The sequence below is a fragment of the Candidatus Tisiphia endosymbiont of Ceraclea dissimilis genome, from assembly GCF_964030735.1.
In the GTDB taxonomy this organism is placed as follows: Bacteria; Pseudomonadota; Alphaproteobacteria; order Rickettsiales; family Rickettsiaceae; genus Tisiphia.
Genome location: NZ_OZ034917.1, coordinates 571,750 through 593,763 on the forward strand (window position 1 = coordinate 571,750; position 22,014 = coordinate 593,763).

The following is a 22,014-nucleotide window of genomic DNA, read 5'->3' on the forward strand; positions in this document are numbered from 1 at the left end:
AGCGACGAGTGACGACGTCCCCAACTTCTCATCAATTGACTATAAAAGCCTTCCATTAATTTATCCCTTAATACTTTATAATGGCAAGAAGAAATATAACGCATCGCTCAATATATGGAATTTATTTAGCCATCCAGATTTAGCCAGAGGCTTTTGGACAAATGATTGTCAGCTTATTAACGTACATGATATTCCTGATGAAGAACTTAAGGAAAAAGTATGGTCTGGGATTTTGTTATTTTTCCTCAAACACATCCACGAACGTCAATTACTGAAAAGATGGCAAGAAATTTCTTATCTCTTGCCTAAATTGAGTAAAATAACAATAGGTCATGACCATATAAGAAATCTATTGAGCTATACTTTGACCTTTATTGAGCAAAGTGATAAAATAGAGTTAGAAAAAATATTAAAAAATAGTTTAACTAAAGAAAAAGGAGAAGAACTTATGCCTAGTATAGCTCAAGTATGGAAAGAAGAAGGTATAGAGATAGGGCTACAGGATGGTATTAAAATCGGAGAAGCCAAAGGTAGAGCCGAGGGTGAAGCTAAATTAATAAAAATGATGATAAACAATGGTAACTCTATTGAGGAAGTAGCAAGAATGACTAGATTATCTATTACAAGAATCAATGAACTATTGAAAGTACAGTAAACTGGTGCTTATTAGCAAGGCGTTACTTTAGTAATAACACCTATGTATAGCATAATACCTTAAAATTTTTGTTATTTTCATAATAATAAAAAAATTGTAGGGTATAAAAAAATAAGCAATATTGCAAAAATAATGCAAATAACTATTAGTGGGTCAAAAAAATCTGTTATATTTATAGATATATACTCAAATGATTTGGAGAATTGAATTTGAAAATAATGGGCTAGGAGGCAGGCTCCTAGACTATGGCAGCGTATGTTAGTATGCGAGTCCCTGATATTTTCAAAAAAACAATCTTTCAAAGCAGGAGAGTATAGACGTATTAAGGTAGAATAATTATTAATATAGGAATAACATGGGTTATAGTTTAAAAGTACTGGATCATTACGAAAATCCGCGTAACGTTGGATCATTAGACAAAAATGATGCATATGTTGGGACAGGTCTTGTGGGAGCCCCTGCCTGTGGTGATGTAATGAAGCTACAAATTAAAGTTAGTGCAGAGGGAATTATTACAGATGCAAAATTTAAAACATTTGGTTGTGGTTCTGCTATTGCTTCAAGTTCTTTAGTAACGGAATGGGTTAAGGGTAAATCTCTTGACGAGGCTGGTAGTATAAAAAATACAGAGATAGCCAAGGAATTATCTTTGCCACCAGTAAAACTCCATTGTTCTTTATTGGCAGAAGATGCCATAAAAGCAGCAATACTTGATTATAAAACTAAAAACTCATAGTAATTATTATGAAAAATGTTATGTCATTGACTGAGGCAGCAGCTCAACAAATAAAGAGATTGATAGACAGGCGTGATAAACCATCTTTTGGTATTAGGATTGGTGTGAAATCTGGTGGTTGTTCCGGTCTATCTTATTATGTAGAATATGCTGATATCAAAAATAAGTTTGATGAGGTGGTAGAAGATAAAGGTGTACGAATATTAATTGACCCAAAAGCTCTAATGTATCTTTTAGCAAGTGAAATGGATTATGTAGAAGGTAAGTTTAAATCTGGCTTTACTTTTAACAATCCGAATGAAAAAGGTAGTTGTGGATGTGGGAAGTCGTTTAATGTTTAATATGCAATTACTAGATTTTGTTAATAAAAAAAACTATATAGATGGAAATTGGCTAGATTGCCAAGAACAGTTATCAGTTTATAATCCTGCCAATGATAAAGTGGTTGGGTCGATACCAAATTTGCCTAATGATTTAATTATTAGTGCTATTGACAGTTCTGTTAGAGCTTTTAAAATTTGGTCACAAACTTCTTTTGAACAAAGAATAACTATATTAAGAAAATGGCATTCTTTAATATTAGAGAATATTGATCAACTAGCCTATATAATTACCTTAGAACAGGGGAAAATATTAGAAGGTGCAAAGCTTGAGGTATTATATGGTGCGTCTTTTATTGATTGGTTTGCTAGTAACATTCATAACATTCAAGGTAAAATAAAGCCTGGAAAATCAATAACTCACAAGATTATCACCGAATTTGAGCCAATTGGTACGGTTTGTTCAATTACTCCATGGAATTTTCCAAATGCCATGGTAACAAGAAAGGTTGCTCCAGCATTAGCTGCTGGTTGTAGCGTTATACTTAAACCATCGGAATTCACACCTTTTTCTGCATTGGTTTTGGCTAAATTGGCAAATGATGCTGGGATACCAGCTGGAGTACTAAATATTATCACCGGTGATGCCAATAATATTGGACAAATATTTTGTAATGATTTTAGAATTCGTAAATTATCATTTACTGGTTCTACGAGGGTAGGAAAGATGTTATATCAGAATTCTAGTGCTACTATTAAGCGTTTATCTCTAGAACTTGGCGGTAATGCTCCATTTATTATATTAAGTGGTGTTGATTTAGATAAGACTGCCAGTGAGCTTATATTAGGAAAGATAAGGAATAGTGGACAATCTTGCACTTCGCCCAACAGAATATTAATTGAAGAAGCAATTTATGATGAATTTTTACAAATTCTTACTACAAAATTTGCTAATCTGAAAATAGGGGATGGTTTTGATTCTGAATCAGTTATAGGACCGTTGATTAATAAAGCAGCTATAGATAAGATTTTAAAATTGATTGAAGATGCTAAAAATAAAGGTGGAGAAATCTTATGTGGAGGTAAAGCTCATGGTAATTTTTTTGAGCCAACAATTATTAGTAATTGTCAGGATAATATGGAGATTTTTAGCACAGAAATATTTGGTCCCGTTCTTGCATGTTATAAATTTGGCAGTATACAAGAAGTTATAAATAGAGCTAATAATACGGAATATGGTTTGCAAGCTTATATATATTGCAATAATATAGCCATAGCTCAAATAATGGCAACAAAACTTGATTTTGGTATGGTATCAATTAATGATTCGCTGCCTGCTAATTGCAAGGCAGCATTTGCTGGGCGAAAAAATTCAGGGTTTGGAGTGGAAGGTTCAGATGAGGGAATATTTGAGTATTTAAATAGTAAATTTGTAAACTTGCATAATTATGCAGATTCAAGTCAATTAACTTTATTATGAGAAAGATTACCCTTGGTTTAATAGCTGAGTATGTAGCTATTATTATTTACAAAATTAAATTTTATCAAATTCTATATCATCGTAAAAGATATTATGTTGGCGAAATTGATATTATTGCTCTGCGTGGTAAACAACTTGTTTTTATAGAAGTAAAAGCAAGATGTTCTGACGTTGATGATAGAATATTATCAACTCATCAACAGATGAGAATAAAAAGAGCTACCAGTATGTTTTTAAGCTCTAACCCTAAATACCAAAATTATCAGGTTAGATTTGATCTAATAATTATTAAACCTTACAGTATACCCATTATTATTGAGAATGCTTGGTAATTGAGATAAATATATAGCTAACCCGGTTAGTATGATGCCTAATTAACAGACGTCATTGCGAGAAAGTATAAGCCAACGAGGCAATCAAGTTTTTTGTCATTCCCGCGTAGGCGGGAATCTAAACCCCTCTACCTACGCAGGGGTGACACTGAGTTGTAAATTGTCATCTCTGCGAAAGTAGGCATCTAGGATGCAGCCTCCTAGGCTATACTTAAATTGTAGAAATTATGCAAAAACTATTTGATAATAAAATTATCTCTCAGATGAATTCTTGCAGTTTGTGCTGTGACTCTAGACTAGCTAAAGCTGGCGATATATTCTTTGCGATTAAAGGAGCAAGCTCTGATGGTAATAAATTTATCGATGATGTAATAAATAAAGGGGTGAAATTCATTATTACAGATGATGCTGAGAGCTTAAACAACCCCAATATTACCACCAATGATGTACATATAAATCTTGTGAGTGATGCACGGTTGGCACTGAGTCAAGCTGCTAATATTCTCTACCCATTATTACCATCATATATGATAGCTGCTACTGGTACTAACGGTAAAACCTCGGTAGTATCATATTGTAGGCAACTATATACATTATTAGGAGTACCAAGTTGTTCTATTGGGACTATTGGCGTAGAATGTGCCAGTGGTTTGGATTTAAGTGTTCAAGACATTTTAGACAAATCCCCGGCTCTCACTACTCTTGACCCTATAACTTTTAGACATATTTTACATAAGCTAGCTGAGAATAACACAAAATATGTAGCTTTTGAGGCTTCTAGCCATGGTTTAGATCAACAAAGATTATGTGGTGTAAAAGTAAATGCTGCTTGCTTTACTAGTTTTAGTCAAGATCACCTTGATTATCACCAAAATATGGCTAATTATCTTTTAGCCAAACTAAAATTATTTACAGATAATTTATTGCCAACAGGAACGGCTGTGTTAAACTCAGAAATAGCACAATTAGATTATATTAAACATTATTTACAACAACGTAATATAAAGTTTTTAACAGTGGGTATGAATGGCGATCTGAAAATTATCGACAGTACAATTCCTGGACATAAGGTTCCTGGACATAAGGTTTGTGACTATAAAGGGCAAAAATATAATTTTACTACTGATATAGTTGGTAGTTTTCAAGCTAGTAACTTACTGATTGCCGTTATGATGGTGCATTTGACTGGCTTTCCTTTGGAACAAGTTATATCGAAGTTATCGCAAGTTAAAGCAGTTAAAGGGCGTTTAGAGAGAGTAGGTAATAGTAATGTGTTTATCGACTATGCTCATACCCCAGATGCTTTGGAAAAAAGTTTACTGGAGTTAAGAAAAATAAAATCAGATAAGGGGTTATTAAAAGTAATTTTTGGCTGTGGTGGTGATAGAGATAGCAGTAAAAGACCATTAATGGGGCAAGTTGCGGCGAAAATTGCTGATGAGATTATTATTACTGATGACAATCCAAGAAATGAAGATCCAAAATTAATACGGCAGCAAATTATACCAGCTATTATAGCGATCACTAATAGTTTTATAGAAATAAAAAATAGAAAAATAGCAATTACTGAGACGATACATAATTTACAAAAAGATGATATTTTGCTAATTGCCGGCAAAGGTCACGAAAATTATCAGATAATCGGTAATAAAAAACTACCCTTTAACGACTTCGATATAGCCAATAAAGCTCTAGGAGGCTGCATACAATAACGAAAGTAATTCTATATTTGGCTCTTTTTGACTGCGAATAAACATGATTTTTTTGAAATAGGTACACTATTCCTACAAAAATCATATATATTCTCGCCGAAAAATAGCTCAAAATATAATTAATTAGTTATTGTAGGCAGCCTCCTAGAAAATAAACTTATTGACAATTAAAGCAAAATTGGGGTAAGAATTGTCTTGAATGTGAGCGTTCATGGAAAAAGTTAAAGTATAAGCGTCATTGCGAGGAGGTATTTTGCTACACACCGTCATTGCGAGGAGTGGCTAGCGACGAAGCAATCCATAAAAGTAACAAAAAATGGATTGCTTCAAACATTACATGGTCTCGCAATGACATGACGTCTTGTACTTTAACTTTTTTCTGTAAACTCTCACTTTTGAACTTTACGTAAGATATAATATAATGATTTGGTCAGCAAGAGACTTGAATAATGCATTGAATATAGAGGTACATCCTGATATTCATGGTGGACAAGTTCAATTCAATTCTAATTCCGTTACAGATGGTGATTTGTTCATTGCTCTTAAAGGAGCTAATGATGGACATAATTATGCGTTACATGCTCTAGAACGTGGGGCAAATGCGGTAATTATTAGTCAGGAAATAGCAGGGCTGCCTGATGAAAAAGTAATTATGGTTCCTGATACCTTAACTGCTTTGCATCAGATGGCAGAGTATAAACGGCAGAAATCCCAGGCAAAGTTTATTGGGGTTACTGGCAGTAGTGGTAAAACTGGAACTAAGGAAGCAATCAAAACTGTACTAAGTCACTTTGGCTCTACTTTTGCTAGTCGAGGAAATTTCAATAACCATCTTGGTGTACCTATAAATCTTGCTTCTCTACCGGATGATATAGAATATGCTGTTTTTGAAATGGGTATGAATCATCCAGGAGAAATAAGAGCTCTAACAAAAATGGTTAGACCTGATATATCAGTCATTACTACAATATCAGAAGCTCATCTTGAATTTTTTCAGTCTCAACTGCATTTGGTTGATGCTAAATGTGAAATTTTTGAAGGAATGTCAAAAGATGGTATAGCTGTTATAGATTTAGATAGCCCATATTATAACCAAGTTTTACAAAATCTTAAGCAATTATCGATTAATAATATATATAGTTTTGGCACATCACCATATGCAGATTGTAGCTTAATATCATATGAATATCAACAAATTACCCAACAAGTTCGTTTACGTTATTCGATTCATAATACTAAAATAGATATCGAGATTCCCCTTGTACCAGAACATTATGCTAGAAATTATACTATCGCTCTTCAGATGTCAGCCATATTGAACTTAGATATTAATGTAGCAGCAAGACAATTAAACAAAATATTATTAATGGATGGTAGGGGTAAGCTAATCAATGCCAAATATCATGGTCAGGACTACCAAATTATCTGCGATTATTATAATGCTAATCCAGAATCAGTAAAAGCTGCTTTATTATATCTAAAACAGCTTAGTGGTAAGAAAAAAATTGCTATAATAGGTGATATGTTAGAATTGGGAGACAATTCGATAAAATTCCATAAAGATTTAATACCAGCAATTCTCGATTCTGGTGCTAACAGAGTTTTTTTAGTAGGCAATAATACCCAATATATCTATCAATCTTTGCCAGATGAAATAGAAAAAATACATTTTGATAATGTTGATCTGTTAATAGAAAACTTAAGTAAATTACTTAAGGGTAATGAATTAATCTTAATAAAAGGGTCAAATAGTACCCAACTTAGTAAAATCATCCAATCTTTTGAGTTACACTAGTGATATACAACCTCCTTGCCCCCTATATACATAAGTTGCATGTCGCAAATTTATTCCACTATATTACTTTTCGTATCGGACTTGCCATATTATTTAGTTTGACTATTTCTTTTTTGATAGGACCTAGGATAATTAGAGTTTTACGAGATTTACAAAAATATGGTCAACCAATTCGTAATGACGGGCCAGAAACCCACAAAGCAAAAGTAGGGACACCAACTATGGGTGGGATAATGATTATCCTCACCGTTTGTCTTTCTACTCTCTTATTTTCTGACCTTACTAATAAATATATATGGATAGTGTTATTTGTCTTTATTAGCTTTGGTATACTTGGTTTTATGGATGATTACGCTAAAGTAACAAAAAACCACCATAAAGGAGTTAGTGGTAAGAAGAAATTATTATTTCAGTTTACTATTTGTCTAATTGCTTGTTTATTGTTAAGGGATGCCAATAATCAAGGAAATAACCTGCTGACTATTCCATTTTTTAAGAATTTATTGATTGATTTGGGATTATTTTACATTCCTTTTAGTATGTTTGTTATAGTTGGGGCATCAAATGCGGTGAATCTAACTGATGGTCTTGATGGTCTTGCCATCGTGCCGATTGCTATTACTGCAGGTTCTTTTACCTTAATTATTTACTTGGTGGGTAATAGTTTCTATGCAAATTATCTGCAAATTATTTATGTAGCAAATATTTCTGAATTAACTATCTTTTGTGCTTCAATTGTTGGTGCTAGCCTAGGATTTTTATGGTTTAATGCTCAGCCAGCAGAAATCTTTATGGGAGATACTGGTAGCCTAAGCCTCGGTGGTGCTCTTGGTGTTGTTAGCGTTATTGCCAAACACGAATTTGTTCTAGCAATTATTGGTGGATTATTTGTTATTGAAACTTTATCAGTAATTATTCAAGTATATTATTTTAAAGCTACTCGTGGTAAAAGACTTTTCAAAATGGCTCCGTTGCATCACCATTTTGAGAAACATGGCTGGTCAGAGTCAAAAGTTGTGATACGTTTCTGGATTATAGCTATAATATTTGCTCTAATTGGTTTGTCTTCGCTAAAACTAAGATGAAAAACTGCTACGTATAGCTCTACTAGGCATAGATAAGTATTAAGCAGCATAAAAACGTCATTGCGAGAAGGCGTAAGCCTACGAAGCAATCCATATAGTCTTGATGTATCTATACTAATTCTCATGGATTGCTTCGTCGCTACTAAAGTAGCTCCTCGCAATGACGTTTTTACCCTATCATTCCCGCTTCGGTGCGGAATCTAAACCCCTGCTTACGCAGGGGTTACACAACAATAGATTGCTGCGTCACCGCTTTTAGCGGCTCCTCGCAATGACTCTTAGCAGTCAGCTTTTTTACTCATCATAAAAAAATAAAAAAGATAATTGCTATGAAGCAGGGGTCTCAGATTCCGCACCGAAGCGGGAATGATGGTATGGACGAGTGAAGCGAAATATGCTTTACTTGTACGGAGTCAGCTGAAAAATAGTTTTCAGCTGCTCCAAATTAAATAATAATTTAATTAATAGGTCCAATTAATAGGTCCATACCATGATAAATAATAGCATAAAAAATACTATAATAGGAATAGATTTAGCAAAAAATAGTATGCACTTGGTGCAAGTCGATCAAAATGGCAAAAAAATAGGTTACCAAAAAGTTACAAGAGATGAGTTAATAGCCTATTTAAGCAATCTCGATAAAAGTTCATTGGTAGCTATGGAGGCATGTGGAGGAGCTAATTATTGGTCACAGGAAATTGCTAAGCTTGGTTTGCAAGTCAAACTAATGAAAACAAAAGATGTAAAAGTTTATGCTACATCGAAACAGAAAAATGATTATAACGATGCGTTAGCAATATGCAAAGCGGCTCGTGATCCAGAATTAAAAACTGTGCTACTAAAAAGCAAGGAGGAACAAGATATAAAATTCTTGCATAAAATTAGAAGTAATACGATCAGAGATCGTGTGCAAAAAACTAATTCTACAATATCAAGTTTATGTGAATATGGCTATAATACAAAATTAAGTAAAAATAAATTTTGCAAATCATGTAGGCTGGAGGTAGAGTTAGCGTATAGTAAAGGTTATATAAATTCTGGGATAAGGTCAATTTTACTTTTAGAATGTAAAGAAATTGAGGATTTATGTAACAAAGAAAAAACTTTAGAAAAGCTGATTATCAGCAATAATAAGCAAAGTGAGAAAGCTACTAGGTTGCAGACAATTTTTGGCATTGGAGCAATCAATGCTAGTTGTTTGAGTGTAGCCCCAATGGAAAGTTATCCAACCCCGAGGGATTTTGCTGCTTCGCTTGGTTTGGTACCAAAGCAACATAGCTCAGGAGATAAGATAGTTTTAGGAGGGATTACCAAACAAGGAGATAGATATGCCAGAACTATGTTGATTCAAGCCGCAAGGACAATAGCAATAAGAGCAAAAAGTGATAAGGAATCAAAAGATAAACTAGTGCAGTGGGCAGTGAAGAAATTTGCTGAAAATAAATCATATAATATTATATGTGTTGGTTTAGCAAATAAGTTAGCAAGGATTGCTTATGCAGTAGTCACCAATGGTAGCGAATATGTTGCAAATTAGTTTAGTTGGAAAAAAAGAAGAAACTATGTCAACTAAATAAAAATTGGTAATTGATAAATATTGTGAGTAAAGAATAGTAACAATAAAGAGAACGAAAGTTAAAGAGTTAATGAATAAGTATTCTGAATAAAATCCGTAATTATGTCGAGGCTCTAGAAGCCGTGGGAATGAGAGGTCACTCAAGGATATTTATAAGAATGCAGAAACCATTATGGCACTTGATGCCGAATATATGACCGCTTCCTTTGTGGCTCTATTTTTTTATTTTCTTTCTTGACAAATTCACTCGTCCATATATGACAATAGTTCGCAGAAATGACAAGAATGGGCAGATTTTTCAAATACTAATCAGGTTATTTTAACCCATCCCAACGTTTTATTAAACCAGCATCAATGTCAAAAATATCAAGCACTCGAGTAATTGAGTGATTTATTATATCATCCAAGGTTTCTGGTAAGTTATAAAAAGCAGGCACTGGAGGAGCGATTATCCCGCCATAACTCGTTACTTTCAACATATTCTCTAAATGCCCCCTATGTAAAGGAGTTTCTCTAATCATTAAGACTAATTTTCTTTGTTCTTTCAGTATAACACCTGCTGCTCTACTAATTAAATTATCCTCAATGCTGCAAGCAAATGAGGCGAGAGTTTTCATGCTACATGGAGCTATGATCATACCAAATGTCCTAAAAGAACCACAAGCAATCCTACAACCAATATCAGAAAGATTATAATAATAATCTGCTAGCTCTTGCACTTGTTGTATAGAGTAATCTGTTTCATGTAGTATAGTCAAATGGGCAGATTTTGAGATAATTAAATGACTTTCAATATTTAACTGCCGTAAAATCTCAAGTAACCTTATACCATATATGGCTCCAGAAGCTCCAGAGATTGCCACAAGCAATTTTTTTTTATTATTAGCAGTCATAGTTATATTTTTTCCTTTTAAAATATATTATATTGTATTAAAATAGTATTTGGTTTTATAAAGTTGACCTTATAGAAATCCTAGTTTTTAACTGATTATGGAGTTTAAAAATGAATATCAATAATCATATACAAAGCTTACAAAAAAAACATGACGATTTACAAAGACTAATAAACGCTGCATTTTTACATTTGCAGGATGATACTAAAATCAAACAGTTGAAGAAACAAAAATTAATGCTAAAAGATAAAATTTTGTTGTTATATAAGAACATCACCAGCAATTAAATTTATTGATTCTTTATAAAGCAGAAGGCTGTAATTAAAAAGATTTGTGTACAAACAATTTTTTAGTAAGGGTAATCTGTTTACTTTTTCGTTTCAATCAAAAGATTATTCGAGTATATTCAGAGTCACTGTTATAAAAGAATAATAAATATGGTACTATCTCTGAAAAGTAAAGGATTAACTGTTATTTTATCTTCCCCCTCGGCTGCTGGTAAATCCAGCTTAGCAAGAGCAGCTTTAAAAATAGACAGTAATCTTAGATTATCCATCTCTGCAACCACCAGAACACCTAGGACAGGTGAGATTGATGGAGTAAGTTACTATTTCAAGACCAAAGAGGAATTTAATAAACTAATTGAACAAGATGAATTCCTTGAATATGCAAATATTTATAATAATTATTATGGAACGCCTAAAAAAGTTGTAGAAGAGCTACTAAGTCAAGGGCTAGATGTTTTATTTGATATAGATTGGCAAGGTACAAAATCCATAAAAAAAATCTTATCAAATGTGATTACAATTTTTGTTCTGCCACCAACTCCTAGTGTTTTGCAGCAACGAATTCAAAATAGAGGGCAAGATAGTAAAGAAGCGATAGAGTTGCGTATGAAATTAGCAACCAAGGAAGTACAATATGCTAAATATTATGATTACGTGGTTATTAATGATGATTTTGAGATCACTCTTAAAACAATATATTCGATAATCATCGCTGAACGCGTAAAAAGAATAAGGCTTAATTTAGATAAGTTTTATAGTAATTGGCAACATGCGTTATTATAGAATATATGAATATACGTAATAAGAATCAATAAACTTTCTGCATAAGTTAATCTATAGCTAACCCAAAGCAAATTTATAGTCAATTCAGGAGGATTTGGGACTAGGAGCGACGAGTGACGACGTCACCAACTTCTCATCAATTGACTATACTATGGCTAAATATTAATGTGGTTAGCTATAGGTTATGTTAATAAAATTTAAATATAACTTGTTATATCAAATTCAGCTATGTAAAATGTAAAATTTACAGGAGTTATCGATTATAGTCAATTCAGGAGAATTTGGGCTTAGGACGCCTATAAGTAACAGATGAGCATTGAGTGGCAACGTTACCAACTTCTCATCAATTGACTATATCAGGGCTTCGGTATAATAAATAGACTGTTGCTGATTAAAGGACAAAAATTACTTATTTAAAGAATAATGTTCACAACAGCTTAATATATTTGTAATTTATTTTAATAAAATTACTTGCTCTTATGGAGATAAAATGAGAACATAGCGTGTAACAAAAAGAATAAATTACTAAAGAAAAATTTGTTAAGGAGAAAGACGTAATGAGGGTATTGTTAGTAGAAGATAATAGTGACATAGCTAGTTCTATTGAATTAACGTTAGCTTCAGAGGGAATTATTTGCGAAGTGGTCGAGTTTGGTACAGAAGGAATAGAGATAGCTAGAGTTTATAATTATGATTTGATTATCTTAGATCTTATGCTACCAGACATTAGTGGATTCGAAGTATTGCTAAGATTACGTTCTGCTAAAGTAAAAACGCCCATATTGATTTTATCAGGTATTACTACAGTTGATCAGAAAATCAAAGGGCTTACATGCGGGGCAGATGATTATATCACAAAACCATTTAACCGCGAAGAGTTAATTGCTCGTATTTATGCAATTGTTCGTCGTTCTAAAGGACATTCTGAGTCAGTGGTTAGGTTTGACAAGGTAAGTATTCATCTTGATACCAGAATTGTAGAAGTGGATGGAAAAAAGGTTCATTTAACAAATAAGGAATATGCCATTTTAGAATTATTAGTTTTACGTAGAGGAACAGTATTGAATAAGGAGATGTTCTTAGATCATCTGTATAGTAGTGTTGATGAACCAGAGATTAAGATTATAGATGTATTTGTTTGCAAATTACGTAAGAAATTAGCTGATGCTGCTGGTGGTACAAACTACATTGATACGGTATGGGGGCGTGGTTATATGTTAAAAGAATATGATGAACAAGATCCAATATTACATCATTTTTAAGGAGAAGTTATTAGACCTCTTACCTAATCTAATTGGTAATTTTGTTGTCAAAACTCGTCTCCGTTCCTCACGTACATCTTAGTACGCTGTGGTACTAGACTTCGTTTTTTCTAAGAATTCCTCAATTATCTTTAGGGTTATGCAAGAGGTCTATTGAGCCATCTAGAAACCAAGATAGAAGATTATGATACCTAGCACGATAGAACTAACCGGTAAGGTCTATATTAAATATGTTGATCATATAGTAAATTCATATGTTGGGGATGTTAAGCTTTTGTTAAATGACGATGCATTAAGCCTTAATAAAGGGGATTATGAGAATTTAAAGTCAAGCGGTTATATTAAAGCAAAAATTTTTGATGGACTTGTTTGGCAGAATATTAGTATAAGTGAGTTATGTTCAGAAAAAGAATACAAATTTACTAAAAGACAAAAAGCTATTGACTCAGCCTTATTATGCAAAACTATAATTGAAGAGCGTCGAGGAATTATGTTATATAGAACTTATAGAGGGCACTTTACTACTCAAGAATGATTAGCTAATCCTTTCCCTGGATTTGCTTAGTTTGAGTAATTGGTAAATAGGAGGCTAACAAATGGAAACAGATAACAAAAAACCACAAGATTCTAGAAAATTAGCAGACCAAATTAAGGATGCATTGGCAGGTATCACTAATGATGATGAACTTGGATCCGATGAGGCAATGGAAATTTTCAATGAGTTAAGTGCAAACGACGCTTTTGAGCAAGAGATAGAACAAATATTAGCTTGTCTTAACGAACAAACAATGGATCTAACCAAATTACAGACACAGATTATCATATTAATACAAAAATATTTAGGTAAACTCAATAACAAGAAATTAAATCTTAAAGTTGATGAACAACTTATCAGTAAGAATGTTACGGAAGTAAGTAGTTACTTGATGCAACAACATTCACAATTGGTAAAAGAAGCTAACCGAGGCTTGATAAAATCAAAAGACAATCTACATGGTATAAGTCGTCAATCTAGATTGGAAGCAAGGCGTTTAGTTAAAAATTTTGCTTTATACCAAGTTTATAAATTTATGAATCCTAAAAGAATAGCTGGAGAAACAAAAAAAGAAAATTTTGCTTATAATATGATTAAAGGCGGGATGGATTTAGCTACAAAATATGAAGGTGGAGCAAAAAGTGATATTAAATCATATTCTCCAGAATTTCTTAAAAAATTAAACAAGGCTCATCAAAATTTTAAAAGTGGTGGGAAGACAATTTATTGATTAATAATATTTACTTACAAAAATTAAAACTACTAAATTATCGTAATTTTCAGGATTTAGAGATTAATACTGGTAATAACCCTATTATATTAATAGGAGCAAATGGTAGTGGTAAAACTAACATCCTAGAATCAATATCACTATTTTCTCCTGGTAAAGGTTTGAGATCAGCAAAATTAGATGATGTTTGTCAAAGAGGGGCAGAGCATTGTTCGGCTTATGGGCTACTACACAGTAAACTTGGACTAGTTGAAATTTCAACAAATTTAAAACGTCAATCTAATAGGCGACTTACAGAATTTAACGGTGCTAAAATACAAAATAATGAATTGAGCAAGTTCTCTGCTATGATTTGGCTTACTCCCCAAATGGATGGTATTTTCTCTTCTGGTGTTAGTGATAGACGTAAATTCTTTGACAGGATTGTCTATAATTTTAATCCATCGCATGCAGGGATAGTGACTAAATATGAATATTATATGCATGAACGCAGTAAAATCCTATTACAAGATCAAGTTGATACAAATTGGCTTGGAGTAATTGAAGAGAAAATGGCAGAATTATCAATTCAAATTGCTATTAATAGGTTGAAAATTTTAGAACATATTCAAAAAACCATTGATGATTTGGATAATGACTTCCCTAAAGCTATTTTATCAATTAATGGGGTTATAGAAGAAAAAATATCAAAAAATTATGATATAGATGTAGATTTTATAAAAAATGAATTAGTGGGCTGTCGTATTCGTGATAGAATGTCTAATCGTACTAATTTTGGAGTTCATAAAAGTGATTTTATAGTTATTCATAAAGAAAAAAATGCCCCAGCTAAACACTGCTCTACCGGTGAACAGAAGGCTATGCTCATTGCAATAATACTTGCCCAAGTTAATTATTCTATTAAAGAAAATATCGCTATGCCTATTTTACTGTTAGATGAGGTTTTTGTCCATCTTGACAAGAAAAGGCGAGAATATTTAATTGATCTTTTCCTAGAATTAGGATTACAACTATGGGTAACTGCTACTGACTTAAATGGCATAGAATCCTTAACCAAAAAAGCAGAGCTAATAAAACTATAGAACAAAAATAAACAACACGATAGGTGCTTATTCAGCACTAATTAAGGTTAATTGACTATATCATATTCTTGGCAGCTTTTATGCCAGAATTTTTAGCATCTTTTGAATCGGAAGTTTCGCTATGAAAAACTATTTTACTGCCATCAAAATTGGCAAGCATAAACTCCGTATGAATAACCTTATCACGTATACTTAAATCATTTGAGTATACGTATGTTGAATAAGCAGCTATAGGGGTTTTACAATCTGCATCTAGATATTCTAAAAATGCTCTTCCCGCCTTCATTAGTTCCCATGTTTCAAGATGGTTAATTTTATTACATATCTCCTGCATTTTGTTATCATTTTTTCTTATCTCTACCGCTATAACTCCCTGCCCTACAGATGGCAACATCTCTTTTATATCTATTAAGTGGCAATATTTTTCATCAAATAGCCCCAATCTTTTCAAACCACTATAAGCGAGAATGGTCGCATCAACATCACCTTGCATTAATTTTTTTATTCTTGAATCAACATTTCCTCTAAAAGTAACAATTTGTAAATCAGGTCTTTTTCTTTGTATTAGGATTTTTCTACGTACTGAGGATGTACCAACTATACTGGCAAAAGGCAATTCTTCTATTGATTTATAGTTCAAGCAGACAAATACGTCTCGTGCATCTTCTCTCTCAAGTACAGCACATATCATCAATTCTGACGGTAATTTACAAGGTACATCTTTAAATGAATGTACAGCTAAATCAATTTCTTCATTTATAAGAGCAGCTTCTATTTCTTTTAAGAATAAAGCCTTCCCACCTATATCATACAAATTTTTATCCTTAATCAAATCGCCAGAGGTAACTATTGGGACTATTTCATAATTTATCTGTGGATAATGAATTTTAATTTGGTCAATTACTAAACCTGTCTGAATCAAAGCCAGAGTACTTCTTCTTGTACCTATTTTTATTACCTTCTTCATCGATGATTTATTGTCAGTATATTATATTAACTACAACTTCATCATTCTTTAAAACTTGATTTGTTGATGAAAATTCCTCAACAAATTCTATTTTATGAGAAGATGTAACATTTTTAAGGTCTATCGTTAAGTCATTAGGAAGTTTTTCTCCTATAATTTCTAGTACCTTAATATTAGCTTTAACTGACAAATTCTTTTCTGCTTTAGCTTTTCTAACCAAATCTAGTATTTTAATAAGCCTATCAGGTTGAATTTGCTCTACCGGGAAAGAGAATTTTTTGATTTGAGACCAATTACCTCGACTATGGATAGATTTTGTACTATATAATATTTGCCAAATTTCTTCTGTTATATGCGGTAAGAAAGGAGCTAATAATTTGAGTAAAATTTTTATCGAATAATATAAAGTGATTATAGCACTATACTGCCCTCTATTGTCTGAGCCATCCATGTTATAAGCTCGGGTCTTAGTGATTTCAAGATAATTATCACAAAATACTGACCAAAAAAACTTTTCTATTGACTCCATAGCATCGGTATATTCATAATTATGCATATCTGATTCAACTTTATCTACTAACTCAACTAGTTTTACTATTAACCATTGGTCAAACTTGTGACAAATTTTGCTTTCTATATCAGGAATCTGGACATTTTTATCTAATGGATCTAATTTGTCAAAATGAATAGCCGCAAATTTGCAAGCATTCCATAATTTATTAACAAGTCTCTTCCCATTTTTCATTACCTCTTCAGAGTAAACAGTATCAGCTCCAAGCCTAGATTTAGAAGTCCAATAACGCATTACATCAGCCCCATATTGCTCAAGTAATTTTTGTGGTACAATAATATTCCCTTTAGATTTTGACATTTTGCTACGATCGAATGCCAGGCACCACCCACTAATCATAATGTTTTTCCAAGGTAGGGTATTTTCATGCAATTGGGCTTTAAGTACTGTGTAAAAAGCCCAGGTTCTAATAATTTCATGAGCTTGTGGACGCAAATCAGCTGGAAATAATTTGTGGTGACGCTCAGCATCTACGTTAAACTTTTCAGATATACCGTGACTACTTAATTGCGGTGAGATTGCACTAGTAGCCCAAGTATCCATAACATCATAATCTGGCTCTACCTCTTCTCGCGAATAGCCAATTGGCAAATCTTTGGTTGGGTCTACTGGCAGTTGTGTTATATCTGGAAATATAGCTTTGCCTACTTCTCCAACTCGTTTAGAATACCAAACAGGGAATGGCACGCCAAAATAGCGTTGACGACTTATACACCAATCCCATGATAAACCATTTATCCAGTTCTCAAGCCTAATTTTCATATTTTTGGGGTGCCAATTAATTTCATTCGCTCGTTGCATTAAAACATCTTTATGTTTTATCGTGTGAACAAACCATTGCGGTATGGTAAGTATCTCTAGTGGAGCTCCTGAACGTTCAGCACATTTTACTGTTTGAGTGATTTCTACTTGTTTAACTAATAAATTTTTCTCTTTTAAGATTTCTATAATTTTACTTCTAGCATCTTTTATTTTTAAGCCATTTATCTGATTATAAGAAGATGAATTTGATAATTCGTCTGATAAATCTATGATACCTTTTTTATCTATAATAATTTTTATAGGTAAATTATGAACTCTCCACCAAGTTATGTCGGTTACGTCACCAAAAGTACAACACATAACAAGCCCGGTTCCTTTATCTATTTGAACTAAATCATCTGCTAAAATAGGTACTTTAATATCAAATAGCGGTGTTATGGCAAATTGACCTTGCAAATGTTTGTATCTATCATCATTTGGGTTATAAAATACCGCAACGCAAGCTGGTAACAATTCTGGTCTAGTAGTAGCAATAATAATCCTCTCGCCCTTACTGGTCTGAAAAATTACATCATTCATCATTGAAGTTTTTTCTTGGTCTTCGATATCAGCTTGTGCTAAAGCCGTTTGATCAACTGGATCCCACAATATTGGTTGATTATTGCGGTAAACTTCTCCTTTATTTACTAAGTCTAAAAATGACATTTGTGACATTTTTCGTGATAATGGATTAATTGTCTGATATTCCAAAGTCCAATCAACCGATAAAGCCATTTGATTAAATAATGAACGAAATTTTTCTTCTTCAGAAATAACAACTTCTTTACATATTTCAACAAATTGCTCTCTTGCCATATTTGTTGCTTTTATCTGCTTTTGCTTTTCAACTAAACGTTCGGTAGGTAAACCATTATCATCAAAACCGATTGGATAAAAAATATTTTTACCTAGCATCCGTTTGAAACGAACCATGAAATCAGCCTGGGTATAACTATAAACATGTCCTATATGCAGTTGCCCTGAGACTGTTGGTGGTGGAGTATCTACTACAAAACTATTTTCCCTTGTTTCATTTTTATCCCAAAGATAAATTTTTTGTTCTTGCCAAAATTTTTGCCATTTTCTTTCGCTTTCACTAAAGCTATAATCTTTTGGAAATTCCGTCATAATAAGACTATTATAATTAAATTAAACCAAGATATATCATAATTAATAGTAATGCCAAATAAATTTTTCCTAAGTCTCAGTTTAATGAGGCTGCAAAATCCTACTGGATATCTGTTAGTATTCTTCTCAGCATGCTTTGGGGTACTTCTTACCAATATTACAATATATAATTTAGTAAAATTATTACTATTATTCTTTATCGGAAGTGTCGTTACCAGAGGAGCTGGTAGCGTTCTTAACGATATTTTTGACAAAGATTTTGATAAATATGTGTTACGAACAAAAAATAGACCTTTGGCTAATGGCTCATTGAAAGTAAGTGACGCGATGATTTTGTTAATTATATTATCAATTATTTCCTTAGCCATTTTATTATCATTAAATAAAACAGCCATTTACTTAGGGTTTTTCTCCTGCATCATGATCATTTTATATCCACTAATGAAGAGAATTACTTTTTTTCCACAAATATTTCTAGGGCTAACATTTAACGGAGTCTTGATTGGTAATAGTGCAGTAATCGATAAAATATCACTAGAAGCTGTTATTATGTATATTGCCTGCTGTTTTTGGACTATCGGTTATGACATTATTTATGGCTTTATGGACATAGAGTACGATAAAAAGATTAATCTCAAATCAATGCCATTATTTTTAGAAAAGAAAAACTATAAACTGCATCTATATGTTTATTATACCATTTTCATAATATTATTCATAATTGCTAAAATTATAGCAGCTCATCACCTTAACTATATAGCTATCCTTTGTGCTTATATGATGCTGATTTGGCAGGTAATAACATTAGAAATTTCAGACCCACAAAACTGTCTTACTAGATTTAAAAATAACAATTATGTCGGTTTGATTTTGCTCTTAGGTTCGTTAGACTTAGCTATGTGAGTGTTTACGGTTTTTTTTCTTATGATGAATAAAAAATCTGATCGCCAAGCGTCATTGTGCATAAGCATCAGTTTAAGAAAACAATATATTGAGAAACCGTCATTGCGAGGAGACCGTAAGGTCGACGAAGCAATGACGGTTGTGAGGTTAAATTGCTTCTAGGAGGTTGCCTGCGATAACTAATAGGAATCTTGTACTTTAACTTTTTTCTCTGAACGCTCACAATTAATCTTGCTGTCAAAATTACCGATGCTTATTTACCCAAAGATTTCTGGGACTGAGAATGGGCTTGTTGTTCAATATTTGCAGCTCTTGATGTAATTTGTTGCTTAATACCAAGGTCTACTACATGCTCATACTTCATACCGTTATTTAACAATGTGTGACCAAGATGATTTACTAATTCTACATCCTCTTTAGAAAATTTATTAACAATTGATTCTGTAATTTCATATAAGAACTTCCACGATAGCTCAACCTTTTCTTTTAGAGTTAGCTTCTTGATATTATCTGCTTTATTAAATGGTGCATTAAGCTCTTGTGCATTATTAGTATCCTTGATAAGCATACTAACAGACGCATTTTTGCTCTTCTTATAAACAAAGAATATAATAAATACTACAAGTAGACCTACTGCAATGATTATCAAATTAGTATTTTGCATAAGATCCTCCATCTAAAATTAAATCTTAGAAATTTAATCAACAACGTATGAAATTTCTAAATTATCTAACCTTGCTTAGCTTTAAACCTTTTAATTTTCTTGTTTATTACAAGAATTTTACCTTTTCTTTTTACAACCTGGCAATCTTTATCTCTTTTCTTTAGAGATTTTAACGAACTTACAACTTTCATATAAAATTTATCCTTTGATATTATTTAACAAAAACTTTAAAAGTGATAAATCAATTTTTAAAATTTTTCTAGCTTAAATTAGAACTCTTGCATAACCTAAAGATAATTGAGGAATTTTTAGGAAAAACGAAGTCGAGTACCGCAGCGTACTAAGATGTACGTGAGGAACGGAGACGAGTTTTGACAACAAAATTACCAATTAGATTAGGTTATGCAAGAACTCTATTAAAAACAGCAATAGTACTACCTTCCTCAATTTTGTCAACAAAATTTTTCATAGAAGCTGTTTATGCTTATGGTAAGAATCTTGACAAGTAATGATATTATTTTGATAATGGCTCCTTTTCTAATTATAAAAGGTAGATTGTGATAAAAAGAATAATTTTTGCTATTATAATAAATTATATTATTTGTTTATCTTCCTATGCTGAACAGGTTCTTCATACAGTATGGGGTGATTCTATAGTTAATGATCCGATAATAGAGGAATTAATACAAAGTAAAGCTATGCAAAGAATAAAAGAAATTGATCAATCTGGCCCACCCCCTTATTTGGAATTAATGCCATTTTTTAGTCGCTATGATCATAGTATAGGAGTATTTGTTTTATTACAAAAAGCAGGAGTGTCAAAAATTGAACAAATAGCCGGCTTGTTACATGATGTTTCTCATACTGTTTTTTCTCATTTAGGAGATAATTTATTTTATCAACCAAATAGCAGACATTCTTATCAAGATACTATCCATTTATGGTTTCTAAAGAAAATGGATATTGAAAAAATTATCAGTAAATATAACATTTCTATTAGTGAACTAGACCCTGATAATCCCAAATACATAGCATTAGAATCCCCCTTGCCTTCACTTTGTGCAGATCGAATACAATATAATATTCACACAGGCGTTATTCTTAACAAAATTTCAGAAATTGAAGCAAAGGAAATGGTCGAAAATTTACAATTTAAACATAATATATGGTTCTTTACAGATCCTGTGCTTGCTAAACAATTTGCTATGCTTTCTTTAGATTTTACTTGGGAATTTTGGGGTAGCGAATGGAATGCTGTAGTATATGACTGCTTCGTTAAGATATTAAAACGTGCTGTAGATATAAATCTTATTACTAAAGATGAATTACATTTTGGTATAGATAAGCAAGTTTTAACAAAGCTTCAAATGAGTAAAGATGTTAAGTTACGAAAATTATTTAAGGAATATTCTCATAAAGTTAAAACATTTTCAATAGTGGAATTTGGCAAAGGGCAAATAAACATTAAACCAAAATTTAGAGGTATAGACCCTACAGTATATTATGATGGAAAATATCAACTATTATCAAAGATAGATAAAATTTTTAATCATAAGTTTAATCTGGTTAAAGAGTGGTGCCAAAAAGGTTATGGAATTAGTTATAGTAATAAGGCTCCTAATAAGATAGTCCTACCTTATAAACGGGTAGGATAGGTTTATCAGCTAAATCCTATTCCGGTTAGTTATAGAATCTAACTTAACTTGTATAGGAAAAT

The 22,014-nt window shown here is 32.3% G+C and carries 23 protein-coding genes; 18 read left to right on the forward strand and 5 right to left on the reverse strand.

From position 1 onward, the window contains the following. Positions 1 to 70: 70 nt before the first annotated feature. The 9 genes from ACQH1V_RS02785 to ACQH1V_RS02825 all read left to right on the forward strand — a co-directional run bounded on the left by ACQH1V_RS02785 (position 71) and on the right by ACQH1V_RS02825 (position 9,652). Positions 71 to 655, forward strand: coding sequence for an Rpn family recombination-promoting nuclease/putative transposase (locus tag ACQH1V_RS02785; RefSeq protein ID WP_425360867.1), 585 nt, complete (start codon positions 71 to 73; stop codon positions 653 to 655). A 355-nt stretch (positions 656 to 1,010) separates the two neighbouring features. After that, positions 1,011 to 1,391 (forward strand): Fe-S cluster assembly scaffold IscU, encoded by a 381-nt coding sequence (iscU, locus tag ACQH1V_RS02790; protein WP_094649773.1) that lies wholly within the window; start codon positions 1,011 to 1,013, stop codon positions 1,389 to 1,391. Between the two features lie 8 nt (positions 1,392 to 1,399). After that, the gene (locus ACQH1V_RS02795; protein WP_094649772.1) at positions 1,400 to 1,732 is read left to right on the forward strand and encodes a HesB/IscA family protein; all 333 of its coding nucleotides are present in this window, start codon (positions 1,400 to 1,402) and stop codon (positions 1,730 to 1,732) included. Between the two features lies 1 nt (position 1,733). Next, positions 1,734 to 3,191: an NAD-dependent succinate-semialdehyde dehydrogenase gene (locus ACQH1V_RS02800; protein ID WP_341759908.1), complete on the forward strand. Its 1,458-nt coding sequence runs from the start codon at positions 1,734 to 1,736 to the stop codon at positions 3,189 to 3,191. Then, positions 3,188 to 3,523, forward strand: coding sequence for a YraN family protein (locus tag ACQH1V_RS02805; RefSeq protein WP_425360715.1), 336 nt, complete (start codon positions 3,188 to 3,190; stop codon positions 3,521 to 3,523). Before ACQH1V_RS02800 ends, ACQH1V_RS02805 begins: the two co-directional genes overlap by 4 nt. A gap of 227 nt (positions 3,524 to 3,750) precedes the next feature. Then, positions 3,751 to 5,235, forward strand: a complete 1,485-nt coding sequence (locus tag ACQH1V_RS02810; protein WP_425360716.1) for a UDP-N-acetylmuramoyl-L-alanyl-D-glutamate--2,6-diaminopimelate ligase — start codon at positions 3,751 to 3,753, stop codon at positions 5,233 to 5,235. Between the two features lie 421 nt (positions 5,236 to 5,656). Further along, entirely contained in the window at positions 5,657 to 7,030 is a 1,374-nt protein-coding gene (locus ACQH1V_RS02815) for a UDP-N-acetylmuramoyl-tripeptide--D-alanyl-D-alanine ligase (RefSeq protein WP_425360717.1), read from the forward strand. Then, positions 7,030 to 8,115: a phospho-N-acetylmuramoyl-pentapeptide-transferase gene (mraY, locus tag ACQH1V_RS02820; protein WP_094649654.1), complete on the forward strand. Its 1,086-nt coding sequence runs from the start codon at positions 7,030 to 7,032 to the stop codon at positions 8,113 to 8,115. Before ACQH1V_RS02815 ends, mraY begins: the two co-directional genes overlap by 1 nt. A gap of 490 nt (positions 8,116 to 8,605) precedes the next feature. Continuing rightward, on the forward strand, positions 8,606 to 9,652 hold the full coding sequence (locus ACQH1V_RS02825; protein WP_425360718.1) for an IS110 family transposase: 1,047 nt from the start codon (positions 8,606 to 8,608) through the stop codon (positions 9,650 to 9,652). 353 nt (positions 9,653 to 10,005) lie between these two features. Here ACQH1V_RS02825 and ACQH1V_RS02830 read toward each other — a convergent pair whose 3' ends face one another. Beyond that, positions 10,006 to 10,584 (reverse strand): UbiX family flavin prenyltransferase, encoded by a 579-nt coding sequence (locus tag ACQH1V_RS02830; RefSeq protein ID WP_425360719.1) that lies wholly within the window; start codon positions 10,582 to 10,584, stop codon positions 10,006 to 10,008. Positions 10,585 to 10,694: 110 nt separating this feature from the next. On the opposite strand from ACQH1V_RS02830, the gene ACQH1V_RS02835 reads away from it, so the two are divergent. The 6 genes from ACQH1V_RS02835 (at position 10,695) to recF (ending at position 15,263) form a co-directional block, all read left to right on the forward strand. Next, the gene (locus ACQH1V_RS02835; protein WP_094648802.1) at positions 10,695 to 10,871 is read left to right on the forward strand and encodes a DUF465 domain-containing protein; all 177 of its coding nucleotides are present in this window, start codon (positions 10,695 to 10,697) and stop codon (positions 10,869 to 10,871) included. Positions 10,872 to 11,021: 150 nt separating this feature from the next. Next, on the forward strand, positions 11,022 to 11,654 hold the full coding sequence (gmk, locus tag ACQH1V_RS02840) for a guanylate kinase (protein WP_094648803.1): 633 nt from the start codon (positions 11,022 to 11,024) through the stop codon (positions 11,652 to 11,654). 557 nt (positions 11,655 to 12,211) lie between these two features. Next, positions 12,212 to 12,916: a response regulator transcription factor CtrA gene (ctrA, locus tag ACQH1V_RS02845; protein WP_425360720.1), complete on the forward strand. Its 705-nt coding sequence runs from the start codon at positions 12,212 to 12,214 to the stop codon at positions 12,914 to 12,916. Between the two features lie 184 nt (positions 12,917 to 13,100). Further along, a complete protein-coding gene (locus tag ACQH1V_RS02850) occupies positions 13,101 to 13,451 on the forward strand; it encodes a hypothetical protein (RefSeq protein WP_094648805.1) in 351 nt (116 codons plus the stop codon). A 61-nt stretch (positions 13,452 to 13,512) separates the two neighbouring features. Beyond that, a complete protein-coding gene (locus ACQH1V_RS02855) occupies positions 13,513 to 14,181 on the forward strand; it encodes a DUF5394 family protein (protein ID WP_341748620.1) in 669 nt (222 codons plus the stop codon). After that, positions 14,181 to 15,263 (forward strand): DNA replication/repair protein RecF, encoded by a 1,083-nt coding sequence (gene recF, locus ACQH1V_RS02860; RefSeq protein ID WP_094648821.1) that lies wholly within the window; start codon positions 14,181 to 14,183, stop codon positions 15,261 to 15,263. The genes ACQH1V_RS02855 and recF overlap by 1 nt, the downstream gene beginning before the upstream one ends. Positions 15,264 to 15,318: 55 nt before the next feature. On the opposite strand, the gene hemC is transcribed toward recF, so the two are convergent. Beyond that, complete coding sequence (hemC, locus tag ACQH1V_RS02865; protein WP_341748619.1) at positions 15,319 to 16,230, reverse strand: hydroxymethylbilane synthase; 912 nt, start codon at positions 16,228 to 16,230, stop codon at positions 15,319 to 15,321. A gap of 13 nt (positions 16,231 to 16,243) precedes the next feature. Further along, entirely contained in the window at positions 16,244 to 18,730 is a 2,487-nt protein-coding gene (locus tag ACQH1V_RS02870) for a valine--tRNA ligase (RefSeq protein WP_425360721.1), read from the reverse strand. Between the two features lie 45 nt (positions 18,731 to 18,775). Here ACQH1V_RS02870 and ubiA point away from each other — a divergent pair, with 45 nt between their 5' ends. Continuing rightward, a complete protein-coding gene (ubiA, locus tag ACQH1V_RS02875) occupies positions 18,776 to 19,633 on the forward strand; it encodes a 4-hydroxybenzoate octaprenyltransferase (protein ID WP_192866912.1) in 858 nt (285 codons plus the stop codon). 253 nt (positions 19,634 to 19,886) lie between these two features. Here ubiA and ACQH1V_RS02880 read toward each other — a convergent pair whose 3' ends face one another. Both ACQH1V_RS02880 and ykgO read right to left on the reverse strand, forming a co-directional pair. Further along, positions 19,887 to 20,297, reverse strand: a complete 411-nt coding sequence (locus ACQH1V_RS02880; protein WP_425360722.1) for a DUF2660 domain-containing protein — start codon at positions 20,295 to 20,297, stop codon at positions 19,887 to 19,889. Between the two features lie 65 nt (positions 20,298 to 20,362). Next, on the reverse strand, positions 20,363 to 20,488 hold the full coding sequence (gene ykgO / locus ACQH1V_RS02885) for a type B 50S ribosomal protein L36 (protein ID WP_094648811.1): 126 nt from the start codon (positions 20,486 to 20,488) through the stop codon (positions 20,363 to 20,365). Positions 20,489 to 20,668: 180 nt separating this feature from the next. Between ykgO and ACQH1V_RS02890 the strand changes: the two genes are divergently transcribed. Both ACQH1V_RS02890 and ACQH1V_RS02895 read left to right on the forward strand, forming a co-directional pair. Further along, complete coding sequence (locus ACQH1V_RS02890) at positions 20,669 to 20,806, forward strand: hypothetical protein (RefSeq protein ID WP_425360723.1); 138 nt, start codon at positions 20,669 to 20,671, stop codon at positions 20,804 to 20,806. Positions 20,807 to 20,854: 48 nt separating this feature from the next. Further along, entirely contained in the window at positions 20,855 to 21,952 is a 1,098-nt protein-coding gene (locus tag ACQH1V_RS02895) for a hypothetical protein (RefSeq protein ID WP_341748617.1), read from the forward strand. The last annotated feature ends 62 nt before the right edge of the window (positions 21,953 to 22,014 follow it).

What these genes read in the sequence shown, in the direction of transcription:
- iscU (WP_094649773.1), top strand. Translation starts at nt 1,011, where the DNA reads ATGGGTTATAGTTTAAAAGTACTGGATCATTACGAAAATCCGCGTAAC.
- ACQH1V_RS02795 (WP_094649772.1), top strand. Translation starts at nt 1,400, where the DNA reads ATGAAAAATGTTATGTCATTGACTGAGGCAGCAGCTCAACAAATAAAG.
- ACQH1V_RS02800 (WP_341759908.1), top strand. Translation starts at nt 1,734, where the DNA reads ATGCAATTACTAGATTTTGTTAATAAAAAAAACTATATAGATGGAAAT.
- ACQH1V_RS02805 (WP_425360715.1), top strand. Translation starts at nt 3,188, where the DNA reads ATGAGAAAGATTACCCTTGGTTTAATAGCTGAGTATGTAGCTATTATT.
- ACQH1V_RS02810 (WP_425360716.1), top strand. Translation starts at nt 3,751, where the DNA reads ATGCAAAAACTATTTGATAATAAAATTATCTCTCAGATGAATTCTTGC.
- ACQH1V_RS02815 (WP_425360717.1), top strand. Translation starts at nt 5,657, where the DNA reads ATGATTTGGTCAGCAAGAGACTTGAATAATGCATTGAATATAGAGGTA.
- ACQH1V_RS02825 (WP_425360718.1), top strand. Translation starts at nt 8,606, where the DNA reads ATGATAAATAATAGCATAAAAAATACTATAATAGGAATAGATTTAGCA.
- ACQH1V_RS02830 (WP_425360719.1), bottom strand. Translation starts at nt 10,584, where the DNA reads ATGACTGCTAATAATAAAAAAAAATTGCTTGTGGCAATCTCTGGAGCT.
- ACQH1V_RS02835 (WP_094648802.1), top strand. Translation starts at nt 10,695, where the DNA reads ATGAATATCAATAATCATATACAAAGCTTACAAAAAAAACATGACGAT.
- gmk (WP_094648803.1), top strand. Translation starts at nt 11,022, where the DNA reads ATGGTACTATCTCTGAAAAGTAAAGGATTAACTGTTATTTTATCTTCC.
- ctrA (WP_425360720.1), top strand. Translation starts at nt 12,212, where the DNA reads ATGAGGGTATTGTTAGTAGAAGATAATAGTGACATAGCTAGTTCTATT.
- ACQH1V_RS02850 (WP_094648805.1), top strand. Translation starts at nt 13,101, where the DNA reads ATGATACCTAGCACGATAGAACTAACCGGTAAGGTCTATATTAAATAT.
- ACQH1V_RS02855 (WP_341748620.1), top strand. Translation starts at nt 13,513, where the DNA reads ATGGAAACAGATAACAAAAAACCACAAGATTCTAGAAAATTAGCAGAC.
- hemC (WP_341748619.1), bottom strand. Translation starts at nt 16,230, where the DNA reads ATGAAGAAGGTAATAAAAATAGGTACAAGAAGAAGTACTCTGGCTTTG.
- ACQH1V_RS02870 (WP_425360721.1), bottom strand. Translation starts at nt 18,730, where the DNA reads ATGACGGAATTTCCAAAAGATTATAGCTTTAGTGAAAGCGAAAGAAAA.
- ACQH1V_RS02880 (WP_425360722.1), bottom strand. Translation starts at nt 20,297, where the DNA reads ATGCAAAATACTAATTTGATAATCATTGCAGTAGGTCTACTTGTAGTA.
- ykgO (WP_094648811.1), bottom strand. Translation starts at nt 20,488, where the DNA reads ATGAAAGTTGTAAGTTCGTTAAAATCTCTAAAGAAAAGAGATAAAGAT.